At 69.1% G+C, this 19,522-nt stretch carries 22 protein-coding genes and 1 pseudogene; 14 read left to right on the plus strand and 9 right to left on the minus strand.

The genetic code is table 11. The features are described 5' to 3' along the window. Nucleotides 1–106: 106 nt before the first annotated feature. From hydA to ABR737_RS36810, 3 genes are all read left to right on the plus strand, one after another. The gene (hydA, locus tag ABR737_RS36800) at nucleotides 107–1,516 is read left to right on the plus strand and encodes a dihydropyrimidinase (RefSeq protein ID WP_350255502.1); all 1,410 of its coding nucleotides are present in this window, start codon (nucleotides 107–109) and stop codon (nucleotides 1,514–1,516) included. 11 nt (nucleotides 1,517–1,527) lie between these two features. Next, complete coding sequence (locus tag ABR737_RS36805; RefSeq protein WP_350255503.1) at nucleotides 1,528–2,529, plus strand: TIGR03842 family LLM class F420-dependent oxidoreductase; 1,002 nt, start codon at nucleotides 1,528–1,530, stop codon at nucleotides 2,527–2,529. 182 nt (nucleotides 2,530–2,711) lie between these two features. Further along, nucleotides 2,712–4,268 (plus strand): NCS1 family nucleobase:cation symporter-1, encoded by a 1,557-nt coding sequence (locus ABR737_RS36810; RefSeq protein ID WP_350255504.1) that lies wholly within the window; start codon nucleotides 2,712–2,714, stop codon nucleotides 4,266–4,268. Nucleotides 4,269–4,313: 45 nt separating this feature from the next. Here the strand turns inward: ABR737_RS36810 and ABR737_RS36815 are convergent, their stop codons facing one another. Beyond that, the gene (locus ABR737_RS36815; RefSeq protein WP_350257063.1) at nucleotides 4,314–5,051 is read right to left on the minus strand and encodes a VOC family protein; all 738 of its coding nucleotides are present in this window, start codon (nucleotides 5,049–5,051) and stop codon (nucleotides 4,314–4,316) included. Between the two features lie 130 nt (nucleotides 5,052–5,181). Continuing rightward, nucleotides 5,182–5,625, minus strand: a pseudogene (locus ABR737_RS36820) (transposase family protein); the annotation flags it as partial. Between ABR737_RS36820 and ABR737_RS36825 the strand changes: the two are divergent. Continuing rightward, entirely contained in the window at nucleotides 5,593–5,772 is a 180-nt protein-coding gene (locus tag ABR737_RS36825) for a LapA family protein (protein WP_350255505.1), read from the plus strand. The pseudogene ABR737_RS36820 and the gene ABR737_RS36825 overlap by 33 nt on opposite strands. Before the next feature lie 6 nt (nucleotides 5,773–5,778). On the opposite strand, the gene ABR737_RS36830 is transcribed toward ABR737_RS36825, so the two are convergent. From ABR737_RS36830 to ABR737_RS36840, 3 genes are all read right to left on the minus strand, one after another. Further along, nucleotides 5,779–6,789: an aldo/keto reductase gene (locus ABR737_RS36830; protein WP_350255506.1), complete on the minus strand. Its 1,011-nt coding sequence runs from the start codon at nucleotides 6,787–6,789 to the stop codon at nucleotides 5,779–5,781. 309 nt (nucleotides 6,790–7,098) lie between these two features. After that, on the minus strand, nucleotides 7,099–7,308 hold the full coding sequence (locus tag ABR737_RS36835; protein WP_350255507.1) for a DUF397 domain-containing protein: 210 nt from the start codon (nucleotides 7,306–7,308) through the stop codon (nucleotides 7,099–7,101). 287 nt (nucleotides 7,309–7,595) lie between these two features. After that, entirely contained in the window at nucleotides 7,596–7,817 is a 222-nt protein-coding gene (locus tag ABR737_RS36840; protein ID WP_502964434.1) for a hypothetical protein, read from the minus strand. A gap of 128 nt (nucleotides 7,818–7,945) precedes the next feature. On the opposite strand from ABR737_RS36840, the gene ABR737_RS36845 reads away from it, so the two are divergent. The 3 genes from ABR737_RS36845 to ABR737_RS36855 all read left to right on the plus strand — a co-directional run bounded on the left by ABR737_RS36845 (nucleotide 7,946) and on the right by ABR737_RS36855 (nucleotide 10,871). Further along, a complete protein-coding gene (locus ABR737_RS36845) occupies nucleotides 7,946–8,413 on the plus strand; it encodes a winged helix DNA-binding protein (protein WP_350255508.1) in 468 nt (155 codons plus the stop codon). Between the two features lie 482 nt (nucleotides 8,414–8,895). Further along, nucleotides 8,896–10,416, plus strand: coding sequence for a hypothetical protein (locus ABR737_RS36850; protein ID WP_350255509.1), 1,521 nt, complete (start codon nucleotides 8,896–8,898; stop codon nucleotides 10,414–10,416). 131 nt (nucleotides 10,417–10,547) lie between these two features. Beyond that, the gene (locus tag ABR737_RS36855; protein WP_350255510.1) at nucleotides 10,548–10,871 is read left to right on the plus strand and encodes a hypothetical protein; all 324 of its coding nucleotides are present in this window, start codon (nucleotides 10,548–10,550) and stop codon (nucleotides 10,869–10,871) included. Nucleotides 10,872–11,204: 333 nt separating this feature from the next. On the opposite strand, the gene ABR737_RS36860 is transcribed toward ABR737_RS36855, so the two are convergent. Both ABR737_RS36860 and ABR737_RS36865 read right to left on the minus strand, forming a co-directional pair. Next, nucleotides 11,205–11,414: a DUF397 domain-containing protein gene (locus ABR737_RS36860; protein ID WP_350255511.1), complete on the minus strand. Its 210-nt coding sequence runs from the start codon at nucleotides 11,412–11,414 to the stop codon at nucleotides 11,205–11,207. Then, nucleotides 11,411–12,256 (minus strand): DUF5753 domain-containing protein, encoded by an 846-nt coding sequence (locus ABR737_RS36865; RefSeq protein WP_350255512.1) that lies wholly within the window; start codon nucleotides 12,254–12,256, stop codon nucleotides 11,411–11,413. Before ABR737_RS36865 ends, ABR737_RS36860 begins: the two co-directional genes overlap by 4 nt. Before the next feature lie 182 nt (nucleotides 12,257–12,438). On the opposite strand from ABR737_RS36865, the gene ABR737_RS36870 reads away from it, so the two are divergent. From ABR737_RS36870 to ABR737_RS36895, 6 genes are all read left to right on the plus strand, one after another. Then, a complete protein-coding gene (locus tag ABR737_RS36870; RefSeq protein ID WP_350255513.1) occupies nucleotides 12,439–12,654 on the plus strand; it encodes a hypothetical protein in 216 nt (71 codons plus the stop codon). 174 nt (nucleotides 12,655–12,828) lie between these two features. Then, nucleotides 12,829–13,086 carry a hypothetical protein gene (locus tag ABR737_RS36875; RefSeq protein ID WP_350255514.1) on the plus strand — a complete coding sequence of 86 codons (258 nt, stop codon included), beginning with the start codon at nucleotides 12,829–12,831 and terminating at the stop codon, nucleotides 13,084–13,086. Nucleotides 13,087–13,248: 162 nt separating this feature from the next. Beyond that, a complete protein-coding gene (locus ABR737_RS36880) occupies nucleotides 13,249–13,407 on the plus strand; it encodes a hypothetical protein (RefSeq protein ID WP_350255515.1) in 159 nt (52 codons plus the stop codon). A gap of 160 nt (nucleotides 13,408–13,567) precedes the next feature. After that, nucleotides 13,568–13,690, plus strand: coding sequence for a hypothetical protein (locus ABR737_RS36885; RefSeq protein ID WP_350255516.1), 123 nt, complete (start codon nucleotides 13,568–13,570; stop codon nucleotides 13,688–13,690). A 4-nt stretch (nucleotides 13,691–13,694) separates the two neighbouring features. Beyond that, nucleotides 13,695–14,870, plus strand: a complete 1,176-nt coding sequence (locus ABR737_RS36890; RefSeq protein WP_350255517.1) for a methyltransferase domain-containing protein — start codon at nucleotides 13,695–13,697, stop codon at nucleotides 14,868–14,870. Nucleotides 14,871–15,232: 362 nt separating this feature from the next. Then, on the plus strand, nucleotides 15,233–16,684 hold the full coding sequence (locus ABR737_RS36895; RefSeq protein ID WP_350255518.1) for an amidase: 1,452 nt from the start codon (nucleotides 15,233–15,235) through the stop codon (nucleotides 16,682–16,684). A gap of 130 nt (nucleotides 16,685–16,814) precedes the next feature. Here the strand turns inward: ABR737_RS36895 and lplAB are convergent, their stop codons facing one another. Both lplAB and ABR737_RS36905 read right to left on the minus strand, forming a co-directional pair. Next, nucleotides 16,815–17,879 (minus strand): lipoate-protein ligase LplAB, encoded by a 1,065-nt coding sequence (gene lplAB / locus ABR737_RS36900; protein ID WP_350255519.1) that lies wholly within the window; start codon nucleotides 17,877–17,879, stop codon nucleotides 16,815–16,817. A gap of 109 nt (nucleotides 17,880–17,988) precedes the next feature. Continuing rightward, nucleotides 17,989–18,753: an SIR2 family NAD-dependent protein deacylase gene (locus ABR737_RS36905; RefSeq protein ID WP_350255520.1), complete on the minus strand. Its 765-nt coding sequence runs from the start codon at nucleotides 18,751–18,753 to the stop codon at nucleotides 17,989–17,991. Nucleotides 18,754–19,141: 388 nt separating this feature from the next. Here ABR737_RS36905 and ABR737_RS36910 point away from each other — a divergent pair, with 388 nt between their 5' ends. Beyond that, nucleotides 19,142–19,474: a trypco2 family protein gene (locus ABR737_RS36910; RefSeq protein ID WP_350255521.1), complete on the plus strand. Its 333-nt coding sequence runs from the start codon at nucleotides 19,142–19,144 to the stop codon at nucleotides 19,472–19,474. Nucleotides 19,475–19,522: the final 48 nt, after the last annotated feature.

Raw genomic sequence — 19,522 nt, forward strand, 5'->3', positions numbered from 1 at the left:
TAGACCGGTTGTGGCGTGGCGTCAGCGGAGCGGACCTGCCGAGGGGATGGTGCGCGTCGGCTCCGCCTTCCCGTGCCGCCGATGTCGCTGGTGTGGAAGGAGCAGGATGGTGAGCCGTACGGTCGTCCGGGGCGGACTGGTGATCACAGCCGCCGATGAGATCCACGCCGATGTCCTGGTGGAGGACGGGCGCATCGCCGCCCTCGCCGCGCACGGCAACCCCACCGCCGAGCGCTGGGGGGAGACGGCGGACCGCATCCTCGACGCCACCGGCAAATATGTCATCCCGGGCGGCGTCGACGCCCACACCCACCTGGACTTCCCCTTCGGCGGGACCTTCTCCTCCGACAACTTCGAGACCGGGACCCGCGCCGCGGCCTGGGGCGGCACCACCACCCTCATCGACTTCGCGGTCCAGTCCCGCGGCAAGTCGCTCCGGGCCGGCCTGGACACCTGGCACGCCAAGTCCGACGCCCAGTGCGCCATCGACTACGCGTTCCACATGATCCTCTCGGACGTCAACGAGCACACCCTCAAGGAGATGGACCTCCTGGTGGCGGAGGGCGTCACCTCCTTCAAGCTGTTCACCGCCTACCCCGGCGTCTTCTACAGCGACGACGGGCAGATCCTGCGCGCGATGCAGCGCTCCGCCGACAACGGCGGCCTGGTGATGATGCACGCCGAGAACGGCATCGCCATCGACGTCCTCGTCGAACAGGCGCTGGCCGAGGGGAAGACCGACCCCCGCTACCACGGCGAGGTCCGCCGGGTCCTGCTGGAGGCCGAGGCCACCCACCGCACCATCCAGCTGGCGCGGGTGGCCGGCGCGCCGCTCTACGTCGTCCACGTCTCCGCCGAGGAAGCCCTCGCGGAGATCGCCCAGGCCCGCGACAAGGGGCTGAACGTCTTCGGCGAGACCTGCCCGCAGTATCTGTTCCTGTCCACCGACAACCTCGCCGAGCCCGACTTCGGGGGCGCCAAGTACGTCTGCTCCACGCCGCTGCGGCCCCGTGAGCATCAGGAGGCGTTGTGGCGCGGGCTGCGCACCAACGACCTCCAGGTGGTCTCCACCGACCACTGCCCCTTCTGCTTCCAGGGGCAGAAGGAGCTCGGCCGCGGCGACTTCTCCAAGATCCCCAACGGGATGCCCGGCGTGGAGAACCGGATGGACCTCCTCCACCAGGCCGTCGTGGAGGGCCGGATCAGCCGCCGCCGCTGGATCGAGATCGCCTGCGCCACCCCGGCCCGGATGTTCGGCCTCTACCCGAAGAAGGGCACCATCGCCCCCGGCGCCGACGCCGACCTCGTCATCTACGACCCCACCGCACAGCAGACCATCTCGGCCGAGACCCACCACATGAACGTCGACTACTCGGCGTACGAGGGCAAAGAGCTCACCGGACAGGTCGAAACGGTCCTCTCGCGCGGCGAACTCGTCATCGACAGGCGGGAGTTCACCGGCCGCGCGGGGCACGGCCAGTACATCCCGCGTGGCACCTGCCAGTACCTCATCTAAGGAGCGCCGCCGTGGACTTCGGAGTTGTTCTGCAGGCCGACCCGCCTTCCTCCGCCGTCGTGTCCCTGATGCGCCGTGCCGAGCGCAACGGCTTCCGCTACGGCTGGACCTTCGACTCGACCGTGCTGTGGCAGGAACCGTTCGTCCTCTACAGCCGCGTCCTGGAACACACCGAGCGGCTGATCGTCGGCCCGATGGTCACCAACCCCTCCACCCGCGCCCCCGAGGTCACCGCCTCCACCTTCGCCACGCTCAACGAGATGTACGGCAACCGCACCGTCTGCGGTATCGGGCGCGGCGACTCCGCGATGCGGGTGGCCGGGCGGCCGCCCAACACCCTGGCCCGGCTGGGCCAGGCGATCGGCGTCATCCGCGATCTGGCCGAGGGCCGGGAGGCGTACATCGGCGACCACCGGATCAAGATCCCCTGGATCAAGGGCGGCAAGCTCCCGGTGTGGATGGCCGCCTACGGGCCCAAGGCCCTCGCCATGGCCGGCGAACTGGCCGACGGCTTCATCCTCCAGCTGGCCGACCCCTTCCTCACCGAATGGATGATCAAGGCCGTACGGACCGCCGCGAAGGACGCCGGACGCGACCCCGCCGACATCACCATCTGTGTCGCCGCACCCGCCTATGTGGGCGACGACCTGGACCACGCCCGCGAGCAGTGCCGCTGGTTCGGCGGCATGGTCGGCAACCACGTCGCCGACCTCGTCGCCCGCTACGGCGAGCACTCCGGCATGGTGCCGGACGAGTTGACCGCGTACATCAAGTCCCGGGAGGGCTACGACTACGCGCACCACGGCCGGTCGGGCAACCCGGACACCGGCTTCGTGTCGGACGCGGTCATCGACCGCTTCTGCCTCCTCGGCCCGCCCGCCGCACACATCGAGAAGCTGCAACAGCTCAAGGCCCTGGGCGTGGACCAGTTCGCGCTCTACGCCATGCACGACGCCAAGGAATCCACCATCGACGCCTACGGAGCCGAGATCCTTCCCGCGTTCGCCGACTGACGGGGCGCGGGTGCGGGCGGTGCACCCCGCCTCCGTCGGGGCGGCACCGGAGCGCCCGGCGAGCGCCCGGGCGAACGCCCCAGCGGCCGACGGCGGTCCACCCGCCGGCCGGGCGCCACGACCGATGACATGCCGCGCCGCCCGGCCACCGGGCGGCCCGCACCCGGACGAAAGGCCCCCGCATGTCCGCGACCCCCTCACCCGTGCCGCCGGAGCTCCCCATAGCGCCCCCGGGCCAACTCACCGCCCGGGACGGACGCGTCGAGCCCGCCCCGGGAGCCATCCCCGTGGACGGCCGGTACGTCAATGCCGACCTGCGCCCCGTCCCGCTCTCCGAACGCCGCTGGACCACCTACAACTTCACCGCACTCTGGGTGGGCATGGCCCACAACATCCCCTCCTGGACCCTCGCCTCCGGCCTGGTCGCGCTCGGCATGGACTGGAAGCAGGCAGTCCTGACCATCGCGCTGGCGAACCTCGTCGTCCTCGTCCCGATGCTGCTCACCGGGCATGCGGGGCCGAAGTACGGCATCCCCTTCCCGGTCCTGGCGCGGGCGTCGTTCGGGCTGCGCGGCGCCAATCTGCCCGCGCTGGTGCGGGCCGCCGTGGCCTGCTGCTGGTTCGGCATCCAGACCTGGATCGGCGGCCAGGGCATCTACGTCCTGCTGGGCAAGATCTTCGGCGGTGACTGGGCCGGGGCGACGTCGATCGGCGGCTACCCCTGGACGCTCTGGCTCTGCTTTCTGGTGTTCTGGGCCGTCGAACTCGCCATCATCCACCGCGGCATGGAGACCCTGCGCCGCTTCGAGAACTGGGCCGCACCCTTCGTCCTGGTCGGCGCTCTGGCACTGCTCGGATGGATGGCGGCCAAGGCGGGCGGCTTCGGACCGCTGCTGGACCAGCCGAGCGCACTGGGCTGGGGCGAGCACTTCTGGCGGGTCTTCTTCCCGTCCCTCATGGGAATGATCGGCTTCTGGGCGACCCTGTCCCTCAACATCCCCGACTTCACCCGCTTCGGAGCCGGGCAGCGGGCCCAGGTCTGGGGACAGTCCCTCGGGCTGCCGACCACGATGACGGCGTTCGCCCTGCTCTCCGTACTGGTCACCTCGGGCTCACAGGCGGTGTACGGGGCGCCGATCTGGGACCCGGTCGCCTTGGCCGGCAAGTCCGACAGCGTCTTCGGCCTGCTCTACGCCCTGGTCACGGTCCTGATCGCGACAATCTCCGTGAACATCGCCGCCAATGTCGTCTCACCCGCCTACGACCTGGCTCACCTGGCGCCGAAGCTCATCGCCTTCCGTACGGGCGCGCTGATCACCGGCGTGGTCGGCGTGATCATCCTGCCGTGGAAGCTCACCGCCACCCCCGAGCTGTACATCTTCACCTGGCTCGGCGTGGTAGGCGGGCTGCTCGGCACCGTCGCCGGCATCCTCATCGCCGACTACTGGATCATCCGCCGTACCGTCCTCGACCTCGCCGACCTCTACCGGCCCGGCGGCCGCTACTGGTACACGGCCGGCTGGAACTGGCGTGCCGTCCTCGCCTTCGTCGTCGGCGGCCTGCTGGCGGTGGGCGGCTCCTACTCCCAGCCCGGCAAGGGCCCCTTCCCCGCCCACGGCCTCCTCCCGTTCCTCAAACCCCTGGCCGACTACGGCTGGGCGGTGGGTCTGGCCACCGCGCTGACGCTCTACACGCTGCTGATGGCCACGGCATCCGGACGGGCCGCCCGGCCGGCCTGACGGCGGCGCGACGGTGCGACGGCCCGGCCAGGACGGAGTTCCGCGTCAGCCCCGGCCGAGGACGCAGAACTCGTTGCCCGCGGGGTCGGCCAGGACGACCCAGGAGGCGTCCCCCTGACCCACGTCGGCCCGTGTCGCGCCGAGGCCTTCGAGTCGGGCGACCTCCCTCGCCTGATCATCGACGGGGTCGGACATCACGTCCAGATGGACGCGGCTCCGTACCACCTCGTCGTCGGGCGTGCGCCGGAACTCCAGGTACGGCCCGACGCCCTTCACGGAGCGCAGCAGGGCGCGGTCGTCGGTCACTTCGTGGACGGTCCAGTCGATCGCCTCGCCCCAGAACCGGACCATGGCCCGTGGGTCGGCGCAGGCAACGACCACGGCGGCTATCGGCCCGGTGTCCCGGTAGAGCTCCCGGGGCTCCAGGACGCTGAACACGTTGCCTTCCGGGTCGGCCAGCACCGTCCCCGGCGCGTCGCCCCGGCCCACATCGGCGGGCGTAGCCCCGAGCTCCTTCAGACGGGCGACCAACTCCGCCTGATGGGCGTCGGAGGTGGTGGCGAGCTCGAGGTGCACGCGGTACTGCACCGTCTCCGGGTCCGGGACGCGGACGAGATCGATGCAGACGGCGGACGGGTCCGGCCAGTTGATGCCCACGGGTACCAGGTTGGTGACGCCGGGCCCTTCGCTGGAAACACCCCAGCCGAGCGCCTCCGCCCAGAACCGGCCGAGCGCCGAATCGTCCCCGGCCTTGAAGTTCACCTGAACAAGTTGCAGCGTCATGCGGCATACCTTAGTGATCCAACATCGGGCAGGCGTGCGAAATTCGGCGAGCCGGCGAAGGGCATCCGGGAGGGGCCCGTCTGCGTTTCGGCGTACGCGCTTAGAGATTCCGCGGGTAGAGGACAAGGCGTCATGGTCGGCGGGCTGGCCGTGTGTCCCAGCGTTGGCTGGTCCAGGCTTCGCGGATGAGGCGTCGGATCACGATGATCGCGGTCATCAACGCGAGCAGTGCGTTGATGACGATCGCTCGACGTTCCGTGCAGGACAGGGTGAAGTTGAAGCCGCGGCTGTACCAGGAGTTGGTGCGCTCGACGACCCAGCGGCGAGTGTGGTTGACCGGGATCACGACGCCCTTGGGCTGGATCCGCCACTCGCAGCCGAGATCGGTCAGCAGTTTGCGGGTGACCATGGAGTCGTAGCCCGCATCAAGGTGCAGCGTGATCTGCTCAGGCAACGCGAGCTCGAAACGCCCGGGCTTCTCCAGCGTCGGGCGCAGGAACGGGGAGTCGTGCCGTTTCGCGCCGGTCCTCAGGAGCAGTCGGTGGACATCAGCTACTTCGGTGCCCACGGGCACGTTCCGCTGCGCGTGGCCCTGCTGCTGGCCGCGGTGGCGGGCAGCGCGCGGATCATGCAGTTGTGCGCGACCGCCCGCAAGCACCGCCGGGCCGACCACAGGGCTGTGAAAGCCGAGGCCAAGGACTCGTCGAAGGCCCGGCGGTAGCCCGGACTACCGGGAGCCCGCCACAGGGTGCGGCTTGTAGAAGGACTCCTCCAAGTAGGCGGCCTCGTGCGGCTGGTAGGGCCCCTCCAAGTAGGCGGCCTCGTCTTCGTCGAGTTCGACGTCCACCGCGGCGACCGCGTCGGCCAGCTGGGCCGGCTTGGTGACCCCGACGATGGGCGAGGTCACCGCCGGGTTGCGCATGACCCAGGCCAGGGCGACCTGGGCCGCGGACAGACCCCGCTTCCCCGCGATCTCGTGGACGCGCTCGGCCACTGCCTGGTCCTCGTCGCGGTAGAGGATCTTGCCGCCCTCGTCGGTCTCGGCACGCGCCGTGGCGGTGTCCCGGGCCCGCGTCAGCCTGCCCCGCGCCAGCGGGCTCCACGGGATCACGCCGATGCCCTGGTCGGCGCAGAGCGGGAGCATCTCCCGCTCTGCTTCTCGGTGAATGAGGTTGTAGTGGTCCTGCATCGACACGAACCGGGTCCAGCCGTTCAGGTCAGCCAGGTACAGGGCCTTGGCGAACTGCCAGGCGTGCATGGAAGAGGCTCCGATGTAGCGGACCTTCCCGGACTTGACCGCGTCGTGCAGCGCCTCGAGGGTTTCCTCGATCGGGGTGTCGTAGTCCCAGCGGTGGATCTGGTACAGGTCGATGTAGTCGGTCCCCAGTCGCTTCAGGGAGGCGTCGAGCTCGGCGAAGATCGCCTTGCGGGACAGCCCGGCGCCGTTCGGGCCGGGGCGCATCCGCATCCAGACCTTCGTGGAGAGAACGACCTCCTCGCGCCGGGTGAAGTCCTTGACCGCCTGGCCGACGATCTCCTCGCTGCTTCCGGCGCTGTACCCATTGGCCGTGTCGAGGAAGTTGACGCCGCCCTCGAGGGCCTGCTTGATGATGTCCCGGCTGGCGTCCGCGTCCAGCGACCAGGGCTCGCCGCCCCGGTCCGGCTCGCCGAAGCTCATGCAGCCGAGGGTGATGGCGGAGACTTCCAGTCCGGTCGTTCCGAGTTTGGTGTATCGCATGCTTCCGAACCTAGGAATTGAAGTGCGCTCTAACGCAATACGTCTCGGTCCGGAATTCGGAGGCGTGGGGCATGTGCGCCCTGTCAGGTTTCGACCGTTTCGGCCAGACGTACCAGAGAACCCAGTGGCAGCGAGTAACAAACTGTCAATTCTCGGCCGAGCGCGTGGGGCACTACTCAGCCCCCCGACGGCGAACCACCCTCGCGAGTCCGTCGCCACGAGCGATCAGCGCTCGATCGCTAAGAGATTCCGCTGGCCCGGGCGGCGGTATCGCGGTGCTCGCGACGGCGCCCCTGCCCGCGGCATCTCTTAGGCGGGGAATTCCCCTGCCTGCACACCGGTGACGAACGCTGACCACGCTGCCGGGCCGAACATCAGGGCCGGGCCGTTGAGGTCTTTGCTGTCCCGGACGGGAACGGTGCCGTGGGCGCTGGCGTGCGCCGGGGACCACTCCACGCAGTCGCCGCCGTCTTGGCTGCTGTAGCTGGACTTGACCCAGGGGCGAGTCAGGGTGGTCACGATGCCTCCAGAAGCTTGCGGATCTTGCGGGCGGAGGCGTCACGCGCCGGAGCTGATGCGGTGAGTACATCGTAGGGCGGTGTGAGGGGTCGCACCGTGGAGGGGAATCTTCAATGATCGTTCCCGGTCTGATGCCCATCGGGTAGATCACGGGGGCCTCCCGCAGCGAGCAGAACAGACATGGAGCCGTCCCCGAGTCCGTGACTCTCCGCACGGTGCGGCAGGAGAGGTCACGTCATGGCCGGCCCTCAGATGGCGGGTTGCTCTAAGGCGTGTTTGAGCTGTGGTCACAAGGCTTGCGTTATCAGGGCGAGTTGGATGGTGGCTTCGTAGCGGACGGCGAGCTTGTCATAGCGCGTGGCGACGCTCCTGGCCTGTTTCAACAGGCCGATGCGGTTCTCGACCTTGTGCCTGCGCTTGTACATCTCGCGGTCGAAACCGGCCGGCCGGCCGCCTGCTGAGCCGCGTCGGCGCCGGTGTCCGGCCTGGTCGCCACCAGATCCCGTCAAACACCTGCCGCCGGTCCCGCATACCGAGCGCCCTGAAGATCAACCTCTTGCCCTGAAGGGCACTTGAGGTCCTATGGTCACCGCATGACCTGCACGGCGTGCAGGCTCCGTACCAGAGGGGGCATGACATGACGACTCAGCAGATGTCCGACGTCGAACTGGCCGGACAGCCCGCCGCGTACTGGACCGGTGTCGCCTACGAGGCGCTCATCGCGTACACCCGGGCCCAGCAGGTCGAAAAGGGCTACACCCAGCCCCAGTTCTGGCTGCTGCGCAACCTGTCGGCGAACGACATCGCGCCCGACGGCCAGGGAATGACCCTGCCTGAACTGCGGGAGGCCATGGCCTCCTACATCCGCCCCGAGGACGATCTGGCAGTAGAGGCCGAAGTGCTCCTGGAGCGTGGCTGGCTGACCCGGGACACCGGGAACCGGCTGTGGCTTACCGAGGAGGGGGAACAGGCCCGCGTCAACCTCGCTCGCAACGCCCCCGCGATCCGCGCCACCCTCCACGAGGGCATCGACGATGCGGACTACGTCACCACGGTGAAGGTGCTCCAGCAGCTGATCCGCAATGCGGGCGGGACGGGCGCCTAGCAAACCGGGGCCCGGGCAGGGCACCTGGGCCCCGGCGAGTTCACGGCAGGTGAGTCGGCGTGGTTGTTCAACGGGGCCATCCGTTGACCAGCCCGTGATCACATCTCAAACACGCCTTAGGAGCTGTCCGGGCGATCACGGCCGGTCTCGATCTGGCCGCTTCTTGAGGCATCTGCGGCAACGGTCTGAAGTCGGTTGCCCGAGCCCCGTGAGCGCGACCGTCACCGGATGAAGGAAGTTGAGGGTCCGATGGTGTGTGGGTCGGACCGGGTTGGCCACGAACCGGATCTATGGTCAATAGCGCCTTTCTGGTCTTTTATCCGGCCATTCAGCGAAGTTCCATGGTCTGAGGGGTGGGTGCGCGTAGCGTCCTGGCGTCTGCGGGCGTTCTGACCTGCGGTAATCGCTCTGATGGAGGGGGTAGTTGTGGCTGGTGGGATACGACTCCGGAGCAGCGTCTGGAGAAGCTGCGGAGCCTGTTGATGGGGACGCGCAGTGATTCGCGGGTGGTGCGGGCGCTGGGGCAGGGCAGTAAGGGCAATGTGCTGTTCGGGACGGCGCTGCATGCCGCGGACCGGTTGCGGGCGGGCAAGACGCCGACCGACCTGGAGCAGAAAGTCCTGGGGGTTCTGCAGGCGGCGATGTCGGATGCGGAGATCAAGCAGTGGGGGCAGGTCTACCGGGAGGCGGTGACCAAACTCGGCCGGCTGGCGGTGGTCCCCGAGGTGATCACCAGTCGCTCGGTGAACTCCGGCTACACGACGGCCAACCTGAAGGCGGACTTCGCCCCGGTGGCCGCCGAGCACATGGCGCGGGCGAACACGCAGATCGTGGACCGGGAGGTGCTGGCGGCCGGAGGCGACTTCGACAGCCCGGCGTTCCTTGCGGGCATGCGCCAGGCCGGGGTCGGGGTGACGGTCTTCGGCACCCCGGGAGCGGCACCCACGGCCGCGGTGGCGGACACCGCCGAGGGCACGGTCGACACCGAGGCCGAGTCGGAGGCCGGGGACCGTGCGACGCCGGCGACGTTCAGGGCCAAGCTGGAACTGGAGAATTTCCACGTCGTACGAGCGGTCGGCGATCAGGGCGGCGGGAAGGACGAGATCTACTGGTGCGCGTCCACCACCAACGACAAGGTGAGCGGCCCCGGCTACAAGTCGGAGGAGTTCGGGGCGGTCAAGAAGGGCCAGACCCGCACCTTCTCCACCGCGAAGCGGACGGTCTTCGACGGCCAGGTCGGCAACGCCATGATCCTGAGCATGTACTGCTGGGAGGCCGACCAGTCCACCAGCGCCTGGTACGACAAACTCGAGGTCGCGCTCAACGCCCTGTCCAAGCACCTCTTCGACACCTGGCAGTGGGCAATCGCCAGCCAGTTCATTCCCGGTGGGGTCAAGGTCGGCATCGCGCTGGACATCGCCATCTTCTTCATCTCGATCGTCGAGCACCTGCGCAACGAGGACGATCTGTCCTGTGAGCGGGTGTTCGTCCTGGACCGGTTCGACCTGGCCCTGCTCGCCCACCGCGGCAACGTCAACTGGCACTTCGACGGCGACGGCTACCAGGTCCTGAAGGTGAAGTACTCCGGCGACAAGGTGCCCTTCCCGACGGGGAAGCTGGAGTACGTCGTCTACACCAACGACACCCCCAGCGCGCCGCTGATGCTGGACTTCGACAGCATGACCCCGCCGGCCCTGTGCTCCTACGACGGCAAACTCCACGCCCTGTACGTGCGCCCGTCCGACCGGGCCATCATGTGGACCTTCCAGGACTCGGGGGGCAACTGGAGCACACCCCAGCGGATCCACGGCTGGACTTCCTACTACGCTCCGGCCCTGGGCGTCTACAACGGCAAGCTGTGGGTCTTCCTCCGCGACGCGAATGGTCTCCTGCTCGCTCCACGTACACGGGCAGCTCGTGGAGCTACCCCCAGGCAGTCGGCGCCGGGTACAAACCGCAGCGTGAGACGGCCGCCGCCGTCCACAACGGCAAGCTCTACGTGATGTACCACCGCTGACCCGGCAGCCCGCACACCGGCGCCGGAGACCGGCAGCAGGCGGCCTCCGGCGCCGGCACCCGCAGCAGCCCTGACGATCCACCGCCCAGATGACCGCCCCAGGCAGGAGAGCGCACCATGCCCCTCGACGAGACACCGCCGCACCAGGACCCGGCCGACACCGAAACGCAGCCGGCCCCGGCTGTGATCACCGTCCGGGAAGTCCCGGCCGCCGCCGACGCACGCCAGGCCCTGCTGCAGGCCATCGCCACCGAAGCGCAAGCCGTCACCGCCCAGCACGCAGGGGAGGCAGCCACGGCCCTGGAAACGCTCGCCCGCTCCTACGCCCTGGTGACCGCCTCCGCCACCACCGTGGCACCGGTCGGCGAGACCACCACGATCCCTCTCGCGAACAGAGCGGGCGGACACCAGGTCGGGCTCTGCCTCGAACTCGAACCCTGAACAGCACACCGTCCGCGCGACGACTGCTTGCCCTGTCCGGGCCCCGTGGCGGTGGGTGACATCATGACCGCCACCCGCCTGCCGCTGGCCCTCACGACGCCGATCGCTCTGGGCGCCTCCACCTGCGCAGCGTCAGGCGCCCATGGACTTGACCGGCCGATCATGTACGGAGCCAGATGACGAGGGCCGCAGCGGTGGCGGTGCCGAGGTAGACGTCACGGTGCTTGTCGTAGCGGGTGGCCACCGCCCGGTGCTGCCTGACCGTTTCGCTGGGCGCACAGAGGCCCCCTCCTGGGCATCCGGGAGGGGGCCTCTGCGTTTCGGCGTACGCGCTTACGCGGGGAATTCGCCTGCCTGCACACCGGTGACGAACGCTGACCACGCTGCCGGCTCGAACATGAGGGCCGGCCCTTCAGGGGCCTTGCTGTCTCGGACGGGAACCGCGCCGTGGGCGCCCGCATGCGCCGGTGACCACTCCAGGCAGTTGCCGCCCTCTCCGCTGCTGTAGCTCGACTTTATCCACTGGGCCGGACCGTTCTTCACGACAGTTTCTCCATCTGCTCAACGATCAAGCGCGCGCTCTCCCGTGCCGGAAGTGCCTCGCTCGTGAGCTCATCGTAAGTACGGAGCGCCGTCCGCACATGGTCAGGATCCTCCACGATACCGGCGGTCCGGTAACTCTCCACGCAGACAGTGACGGTATGGCTGGGAGCGGTCAGGAGTGTCACGGGCCAGTCGCTGAAAAGGTGCGCGGGTGCGTCCAGCGGGAGGATTTGGACTCGGACGGTCGGACGCTCCCCGGCCTCCAACAAGGCTGCCAATTGGCGACGCATGGCGTCCGGTGGGCAGAGGCGACGGCGTAGGACTGACTCACAGAGCACCACCCGAACGTCCGGCGGAGTGTCCCCGTCCAATATCGACTGGCGTGTAAGCCGGTTGCTGATGTGCGCAGACACCTCAGCATCTGTTGCCCGCGGGGCGCTGCCCTTGAACAAAGGGCGTGCGTAGTCGGCTGTCTGGAATAGCCCCGGAATGATCGTGGGGGACCACTCCCTGATCACTACGGCAGTACGTTCAAGCCCCATACGTTGCCGGTACATCGACGGAAACGACCCCGCCACAACATCCTCATAGAGCCGCTTGAACTTCCCATCGGTCTTGAAGACCTGGTCCAGGACGGCCGGAAGGTCCGGTGGGATGGGCCCCTTGCATGTCTCCACGCGGGAAATTGTGCTCTTGGACGTTCGTGTCAACCTCCCTAGCTGGGTCTGGTTCAGAGGCCCGTCCGGGTACAGCTCCCGCGCGCTCTTGCACTCTTCGGCGAACTCCCGGCGCGGGTCGTCTGCTCCCTCTGTGCCCCCTGATGTGTCCTCATCAGCATCCATTTCTCCCCCTGACCATTGACCTGGTCACTGACGGTCGTGGCGGCGTTTAGGCCGGTCAACGGCATACGCATATGCCAGCGCGACCAACGCCCAGATCGGGCGCTCAATCTCTCCTCACAGTACCGATCCCTACCCCACTCTTGTCACCAAACGGATGCACACAGTGAGGAGTTCGGGTGACCGTGCGAACAGCTTTAGCGTTCATCGACGACGTGGCCGACCTGGGAGCGGTCATAGTCGAAGGCGGCCCCGGGCAGCCGACGCCGGACACCGTCACGTTTGCGCCGTGGATTCCGCTTCCCGCCGGTATCCCGCGGGGCCCGTACGCCCGGCCGGACCGCGAACTTCTCAAGCGGCACGTTGCCGGACTGGAGCGGGTGCGCGATGAACCCGAGTGAGAACGGCCCGGCGTTGGTCGGCTCGGAGCTGGAGCCCGTCCCTGTCCCCGGGTGCGACGTGTGCGAACCCTGCGGCCAGGACCGGGAGATGGCCCGTAGGGCGGGCCGTCCGCTGGAGGTCCGGAGCCTCAACGGGGTGATCGCGGGCCACCCGCACGGAAGGGAGGTGCGGGCGTGATCAGGGCGGAGGCACCGGCCGTGTTCTACAAGTCGCCCCAACAGATCAGGACGGGGAGCGTCGTCTTCGACCGGGACGCCGGCATGGTCGCCGTGGTGCGAGACGTGAAGGGTCTGATGGTCGGCCTGGAACGTCCCACGGGCTTCACCTGGGATGTCGCGTACGGCCGTCTGCGCCCCGGCACCGAGCGCGAAGGGCGCCAGCTCCAGGCCCTGGCGCAGCTCCAGCGGGCACGGCTGCGGGGCATGCCGTGAGCTGCACCAAGTGCGCGGATCTGGAACGCGAGTTGAGGGCAGCCGAAAAGGCTGGTGATCGGACCCGGGCCGTGGACTGCCGGGTCCTGCTCCGGCGCCATCCGCAACACGACGACGTGCCCGTGGAGGCCGCTGTGCGTGCTCGGAAGGGAGGTGGCAGGAATGAGTAGGCCGCTTGGCGCCCGCAAGCCGCGGGGCGACTTGAAGCAGACCAGCGCCGTGGCGAAGGACGACCGGAGTGCGCGCATGCAACGCGTCGCAAAGGCCGACTTGTTGGCCCGGATGCGGGAGCGTATCCGCGGTAAGCCGGACGCCGGCTAGCACCGGACTCCGCCCCCTTGCCGGATGTCCATTCCGGCGGCCCCCGCCTTGTCGATTGATCCCGGCAGGGGGCGGGCAAGGCCCCAGGCGACTGCCTCACGGATAGCGGCAGTTGGCCGGGTGAAGGTGAACAAGCACTGAGAGAACACAAGGAGGAACCATGATCACGACTCTTGCGAACGACGGTGGCGACAAGCTCCCCGGGAAGCCGTACCCCGGCCCGCATCAGCCCCCGTCCCCCGACGGCGGCCCGGGTCAGCCCAACCCGCCCAAGGTTGTCTGAACCGATGACCACTGACGCACCACAGGAGCGCCCCGGCCTTGACGGGCCGGGGCGTGTCCTCATGTCTTCAGGGGCCCTCTCCTCCAACTGGGCACCCTCGTACGCGGCCGTTCCCCGCTCCACCGTGTTGCCGGATCTCATGTGGCCGTTCGACATGGCGGCCGGCCGGAGCGTGGCCGTCTCCAAAGCGGACGACCCCGCAAGGTGGCAGGAGTTCGCGGAATCCGACGTACCCATCGTGACGCAATGGGACGACGGAAAACACGCCGGCACCGAACCGGGACAGGTGCCGACCAGCTCCGCGTCCATGCCCTCCGTGGTGTTCCGGATGCTCCAGGCCCTGGACCTCCGGCCCGGCCACAAGGTCCTGGAGATCGGCACCGCCACCACCTGGAACGCATTGCTCATGGCCCACCGTGCGGGGCCGGGATGCGTGACCACGGTGGAGGTGGACCGGGCGGTGGCCACGGCCGCCATGGCGACGGTGGAGAGGCTGGGAATCCCCCTGCAGGTCGTGCACGGCGACGGGTTCCAGGGCTACCCGGAAGGAGCGCCGTATGACCGGGTCATCGCCACGTGCGGCCTGCGTGCCATCCCGTTCGCGTGGGTGGAGCAGTGCCGGCCGGGCGGCGTCATCGTGGCCCCGTGGGGAACGCACTACAGCCACGGCGACGCGGTGGCCCGGCTGGTGGTCGCACCGGACGGTCACAGCGCTTCGGGCTCGTTCACGCAGCCCGTGGAGTTCATGAAGCTCCGCTCCCAACGATTCGTTCCGCGGGCGCATTCCGAGTACGTCACGGGCAGCGTGGCGGATGGCGACGAGTCGTCCACGGCGGTCACCGAAGCGGAGTTCGTCGGGGAGCAATTCGGCCCGGAGCGCTTTGCCATGGGTCTCCGCGTTCCCCAGTGCTCGTACGTCGAGGCGGAGAAGCGCGACGGCGCGCGGCCGGTCTGGTTCTACGGCCTCAGTGACCGGTCCTGGGCCCGTTGCATGTTCCGCGACGGGAAGGCGGCGCGCGTCTGGCAGTCCGGCCCCCGCCGGTTGTGGGACGAAGCGGAGGCCGCGTTCCAGTGGTGGGACGGCCATGGCCGCCCGGGCCCGTCACGGTTCGGTCTGACCGTGACCGCCGACGGCGAAAGGGTGTGGCTGGACGACCCTGCCAACTCCTGGACCCCTTGATGTGGGGCATCAAAACCCGCCTCACAGTCTCAGGCCCAGCGGCACATCAATCAGCTGCACATGTGAAGCGCTGAGGAGACTCGCTGTTCAGCCTGCTCAACCTGTTGCATGACAGCAACCGGTACCTGACCTCCTCCGCGGTGTGGACGGGCATCGCGGCAATGCGGCTTGGTGAAGGGCGGAGGTCGCGCGGTCAACGCCACCGTCACTGTCGGTCTCCGTTCTGCTCGGAGGCGAAGCCACCGGGCATCGCCCATCGCCATCGCCATCGGTCGGGAGAATTGCCTGTGGCCTCAGGCGCCAACCCCGTTGCGCGAAATGGCATTTCGTGACCTCTCTGAGAGGCCCGTACGGTCCGATTCATGGAGTGGAATTTTCAGACGGCCGAAAAACTCGCGGCTGCTTTGCGCGCCGGTGAAGTGTCCTCGACGGAACTGACCGACGAAGCGATCACCCGTATCGAGCGGGACGACAAGGCAATCAACTCGATCTGTGTGCCGGACTTCGACCGTGCACGGGCCGCAGCGCGCGACGCCGACCAGGCGCGTGCCCGCGGTGAGGACCGGCCACTGCTCGGCATTCCGGTGACGGTCAAAGAGTCCTACAACATCGCCGGGCTGCCCACGACCTGGGGCATGCCGCAACACCGGGACTATGTGCCGGCCGAGGACGCGGTACAGGTGTCGCGGCTCAAGGCCGCCGGCGCGGTGGTGCTCGGCAAGACCAATGTGCCCTTGGGGCTGCAAGATATCCAGAGCTTCAACGAGATCTACGGCACCACCAACAACCCGTGGGGCCACGGCCGCACGTCGGGCGGATCCTCCGGCGGATCAGCGGCGGCCCTGGCGTCCGGATTCGGCGCGCTGTCCATCGGCTCCGACCTCGCCGGTTCGCTGCGTACCCCCGCGCATTTCTGCGGTGTCTACGCACACAAGCCGACACTGGGGCTGGCGGCCAACCGCGGTATGGTCGCGCCGTCCGAACCGGCCTGGCCGGTCGACCTCGACCTCGCCGTCGTCGGTCCGATGGCGCGCACCGCCCGCGACCTCACGCTCCTGCTCGACGTCATGGCCGGACCGGATCCGATGACGCTCGGCGTCGCGCACGACGTGAGGTTGCCGTCCGCGCGCCACGAACGGCTCCGCGACTTCCGGGTCTTGATCCTCGACGAACATCCGCTCATTCCCACCGGGGCGGCGGTGCGGGCGGGCGTGAACCGAGTCGCCGACGCGCTTGTCGACGGCGGCGCCCACGTCGAACGGCACAGTCCGCTGCTACCCGATCTGACCGAGGCCGGGACGCTCTACAGCCAGTTGCTGGTTTCGGGCGCCGTCGCACGTTTTCCCGTCGAGTCGTACGAGCAGCTGCGGACCCGCGCCGCCGGACTGAGCGCGGACGACCAGAGTCTCGACGCGGCACGGCTGCGCGCCATGGTGTTCAGCCACCGCGACTGGCTCCAGGCGAACAACCGCCGCGAACTGCACCGCCACGGCTGGCGGCAACTGTTCGCCGAGTTCGATGCCGTGGTGTGCCCGATCACGCCCACTCCCGCGTTCCCGCACGACCACGACCCCAATCCGCTGGAACGCCGGATCGACATCGACGGCGTCGAGTACCCGTACTTCGACCAGCTCGTCTGGGCCGGCCTGGCCACCATGCCCGGCCTGCCCGCCACCGCCATACCAGCGGGGCGGTCCCCCGAGGGTCTGCCGGTGGGAGTGCAGCTCATCGGTCCGATGCTCGAAGACCGCACCCCGCTGCGGCTGGCCGAACTGCTCGAGCAGCAGATCGGCGGCTTCCAGGCACCTGAGTAGGGTGAAGCCGAGCGCGAGATCCTAGAGACCTTGAGACGGCCCCGTCCGTGTGCTGCACCCGTGGCGCACGGGCGGGGCATCCGCAGGAGAGCCACCCGGCCCGCCTGACCGTGGTCGTGCGACGGCCCGGTCAGGGGATGCGTGTGGTCCACGCGGCGTCCTCGAACTTGGTCCGGACGAGCTCCCGGGCGCGGGCCATCTCCTCGTCGGTGACCTCCCCGTGGGTGAGGCCGTAGCGGGAACGGAAGGAGTCGATCATCCTCTCGATGACGGCTTCGCGGGGCAGACCGGTCTGCCGGCGCAGCGGGTCGACGCGTTTCCTGGCGCTCCTGGTGCCCTTGTCGGACAGCTTCTCCTTACCGATGCGCAGCACATCGAGCATCTTGTCGGCGTCGATGTCGTAGGACATGGTCACGTGGTGCAGCACCGCACCGGGCCCGCCGCCCGGCCCGACCACGCGCTTCTGCGCGGCGCCCGCGACCTTGCCGACCTCGGTGGCGATGTCGTTGAGCGGCTGGTACCACGCCTTGATGCCCATGTCGCCGAGTGCGGTGAGGACCCAGTCGTCGAGATAGGCGTAACTGTCGGCGAAGGACAGGCCGGACACCAGCGCCTCGGGGACGGCGAGGGAGTAGGTGATGGTGCTCTGCGGCTCCGCGAACATCGCGCCGCCACCGGAGATCCGGCGGACGACCGTGACGCCGTGGCGGGCGATGCCGTCGGGGTCGACTTCGTTGCGCAGGGACTGGAAGCTGCCGATGATGACGGCGGGCGCGTCCCACTCCCAGACCCGGAGAGTGGGCGGGCGCCGCCCGGCAGCCACCTCGGCCGTGATGACCTCGTCGAGCGCCATGTGCAGGGCCGGTGGCTGGGGCGCTTCGTGGATGAGCTGCCAGTCGTAGTCGCGCCAGTCCGTGGCCTGGGCCAGGGCACGGCGTACCGCGATGGCCACGCTCTCGCCGGTGAAGCCGAACAGCACGGCTGACGGGGGCAGCCCGGCGTTGATCCGGGCGGTGAGGCCGGCGGTGTCCGTGTCGGCCGGGGCGCCCTCCAGCGCGTCGTCGATCTGCAGGATGGCCTCGTCAGGTTCGAGGAAGAAGTCACCCGCAACCCGCACGTTCTTGAGCCGCCCCTCCTCGACGCAGAGGTCCACGACCACGAGCTTGCCCCCGGGGACCTTGTACTCACCGTGCACTGTGCTACCTCCGGGCCGGGCAGACGCCTCGTCAGCGGCCGCGTTCTGCGGCCTTGTTCACGCTACTGAACTTGGGGGGAGAGTGGTGCCAGGGCCGGATGACCGCGCCTCAGGCGCTCTCCTCCAGCCCCGCGAGGAGCCTCGGCAGTGCGCTGCCGATCGGTTCGCGGATCACCTCGGCGGCGAGTTCGTCGTACGGGGTCGGCTCGGCGTTGACGATGACCAGACGCGCGCCGTGCTCCGCGGCCACCCCGGCGAGCGAGGCCGCGGGCTGCACCTGGAGCGTCGATCCGACCGCGAAGAAGATCTCCGCCGCCTTCGCCACGCCCAGCGCCGTACCGAGCACCTGCGGGTCCAGCCGTTCCCCGAACATCACTGTGGCCGACTTCAGGATCCCACCGCACACCAGACACGGCGGATCGGGCTCGCCCGCGGCCACCCGGGCCAGGGCTTCCTGCATCGGCGACCGGGCATGACAGCGGGTGCAGGTCACGGTCCGCACGGTGCCGTGCAGTTCGAGCACCTTGCGCTCGGGCATCCCGGCGCGCTGATGCAGCCCGTCCACGTTCTGAGTGATCACGCGTACCGGCGTCCCGGACCGTTCCAGCCGGGTCACCGCCTCGTGCGCGGCATTCGGCTCGGCCCGGAACGCCGGGCTCTCCTGACGCATCCGCCACGACCGACGCCGGATCTCCGGGTCGGCCATGTACGTGTCGTACGTGACGAGCTTCTCCGCCGCCGGGTCCCGCCGCCACAGCCCGTTCGGCCCGCGGTAGTCGGGGATCCCGGAGTCGGTGGAGATACCCGCCCCGGTGAGGATCGCGACGAGCGGGCGGTTGGTCGGCTGGTCGGGGGACATATCGGCGCCGGTCATGAGGCCGAGGGTACGCAGCGGGGCGGGGCGGGGCGAAGAGGTTTCGGCCGGGGGAGCCGTGATGGGCGGGAGCCGTGGCCGAGCGGTACGGGGTCCGCGGTCCGCGGTCGGTGCGGACACGAGGGCCTGCCGCCGCCTCCGTACGGGGCGCCCTGGACGGATGGGCTGCCCGCATCCGGGGCAGCAACCCCCGGGAGGGCTCCGGCAGCCGGGCCGACGCCCCAGGCCGCACGTCCCGCACGGACCAGAGGAGCCCCCGTGTTCACCACCCGCCCGACCCTCCAAGGCACCTTCGGTGCGGGTTTGGCGGGTTCGGCTGCGGGGCCTGGGGTGCTGGTCCTACGGTTCACGTGGGGACGTGACGGCGTGTCGGATCGGGGTGGGTGTGGTGGATATTCCGCTGGTGGAGGCGGTGGCGGCGATGCGGGACGAGTTGATCGCGGCGGCGGCGGTGGGCGGGGTGCATCCGGATGTGGTGTTCGCGGTGGGGCCGGTGAATATGGAGTTCGAGGTCGAGTTACGGGCGGACGCGAAGGCGAAGGCCGGGTTCAGGCTGTGGGCTGTGGGTGCGGAGACCGAGGCCGGGATGTCACGTGGCCGTACGCACCGGGTGGCGTTCACGCTGACGCCCAGGAATGTGCACGGCGGTGACCTGCTGGTGGGCGGTGCGCCCGGACGGCAGGCGGGTCCTGGGGACACGTCGGGGCGTATCGCGGACTGAGCGGGAAGGGGCGCCGCCGGGTAGCGGCGTCCTCGGTCGGGGCCGGTG

It is taken from the genome of Streptomyces sp. Edi2, assembly GCF_040253635.1.
Classification (GTDB): Bacteria; Actinomycetota; Actinomycetes; order Streptomycetales; family Streptomycetaceae; genus Streptomyces.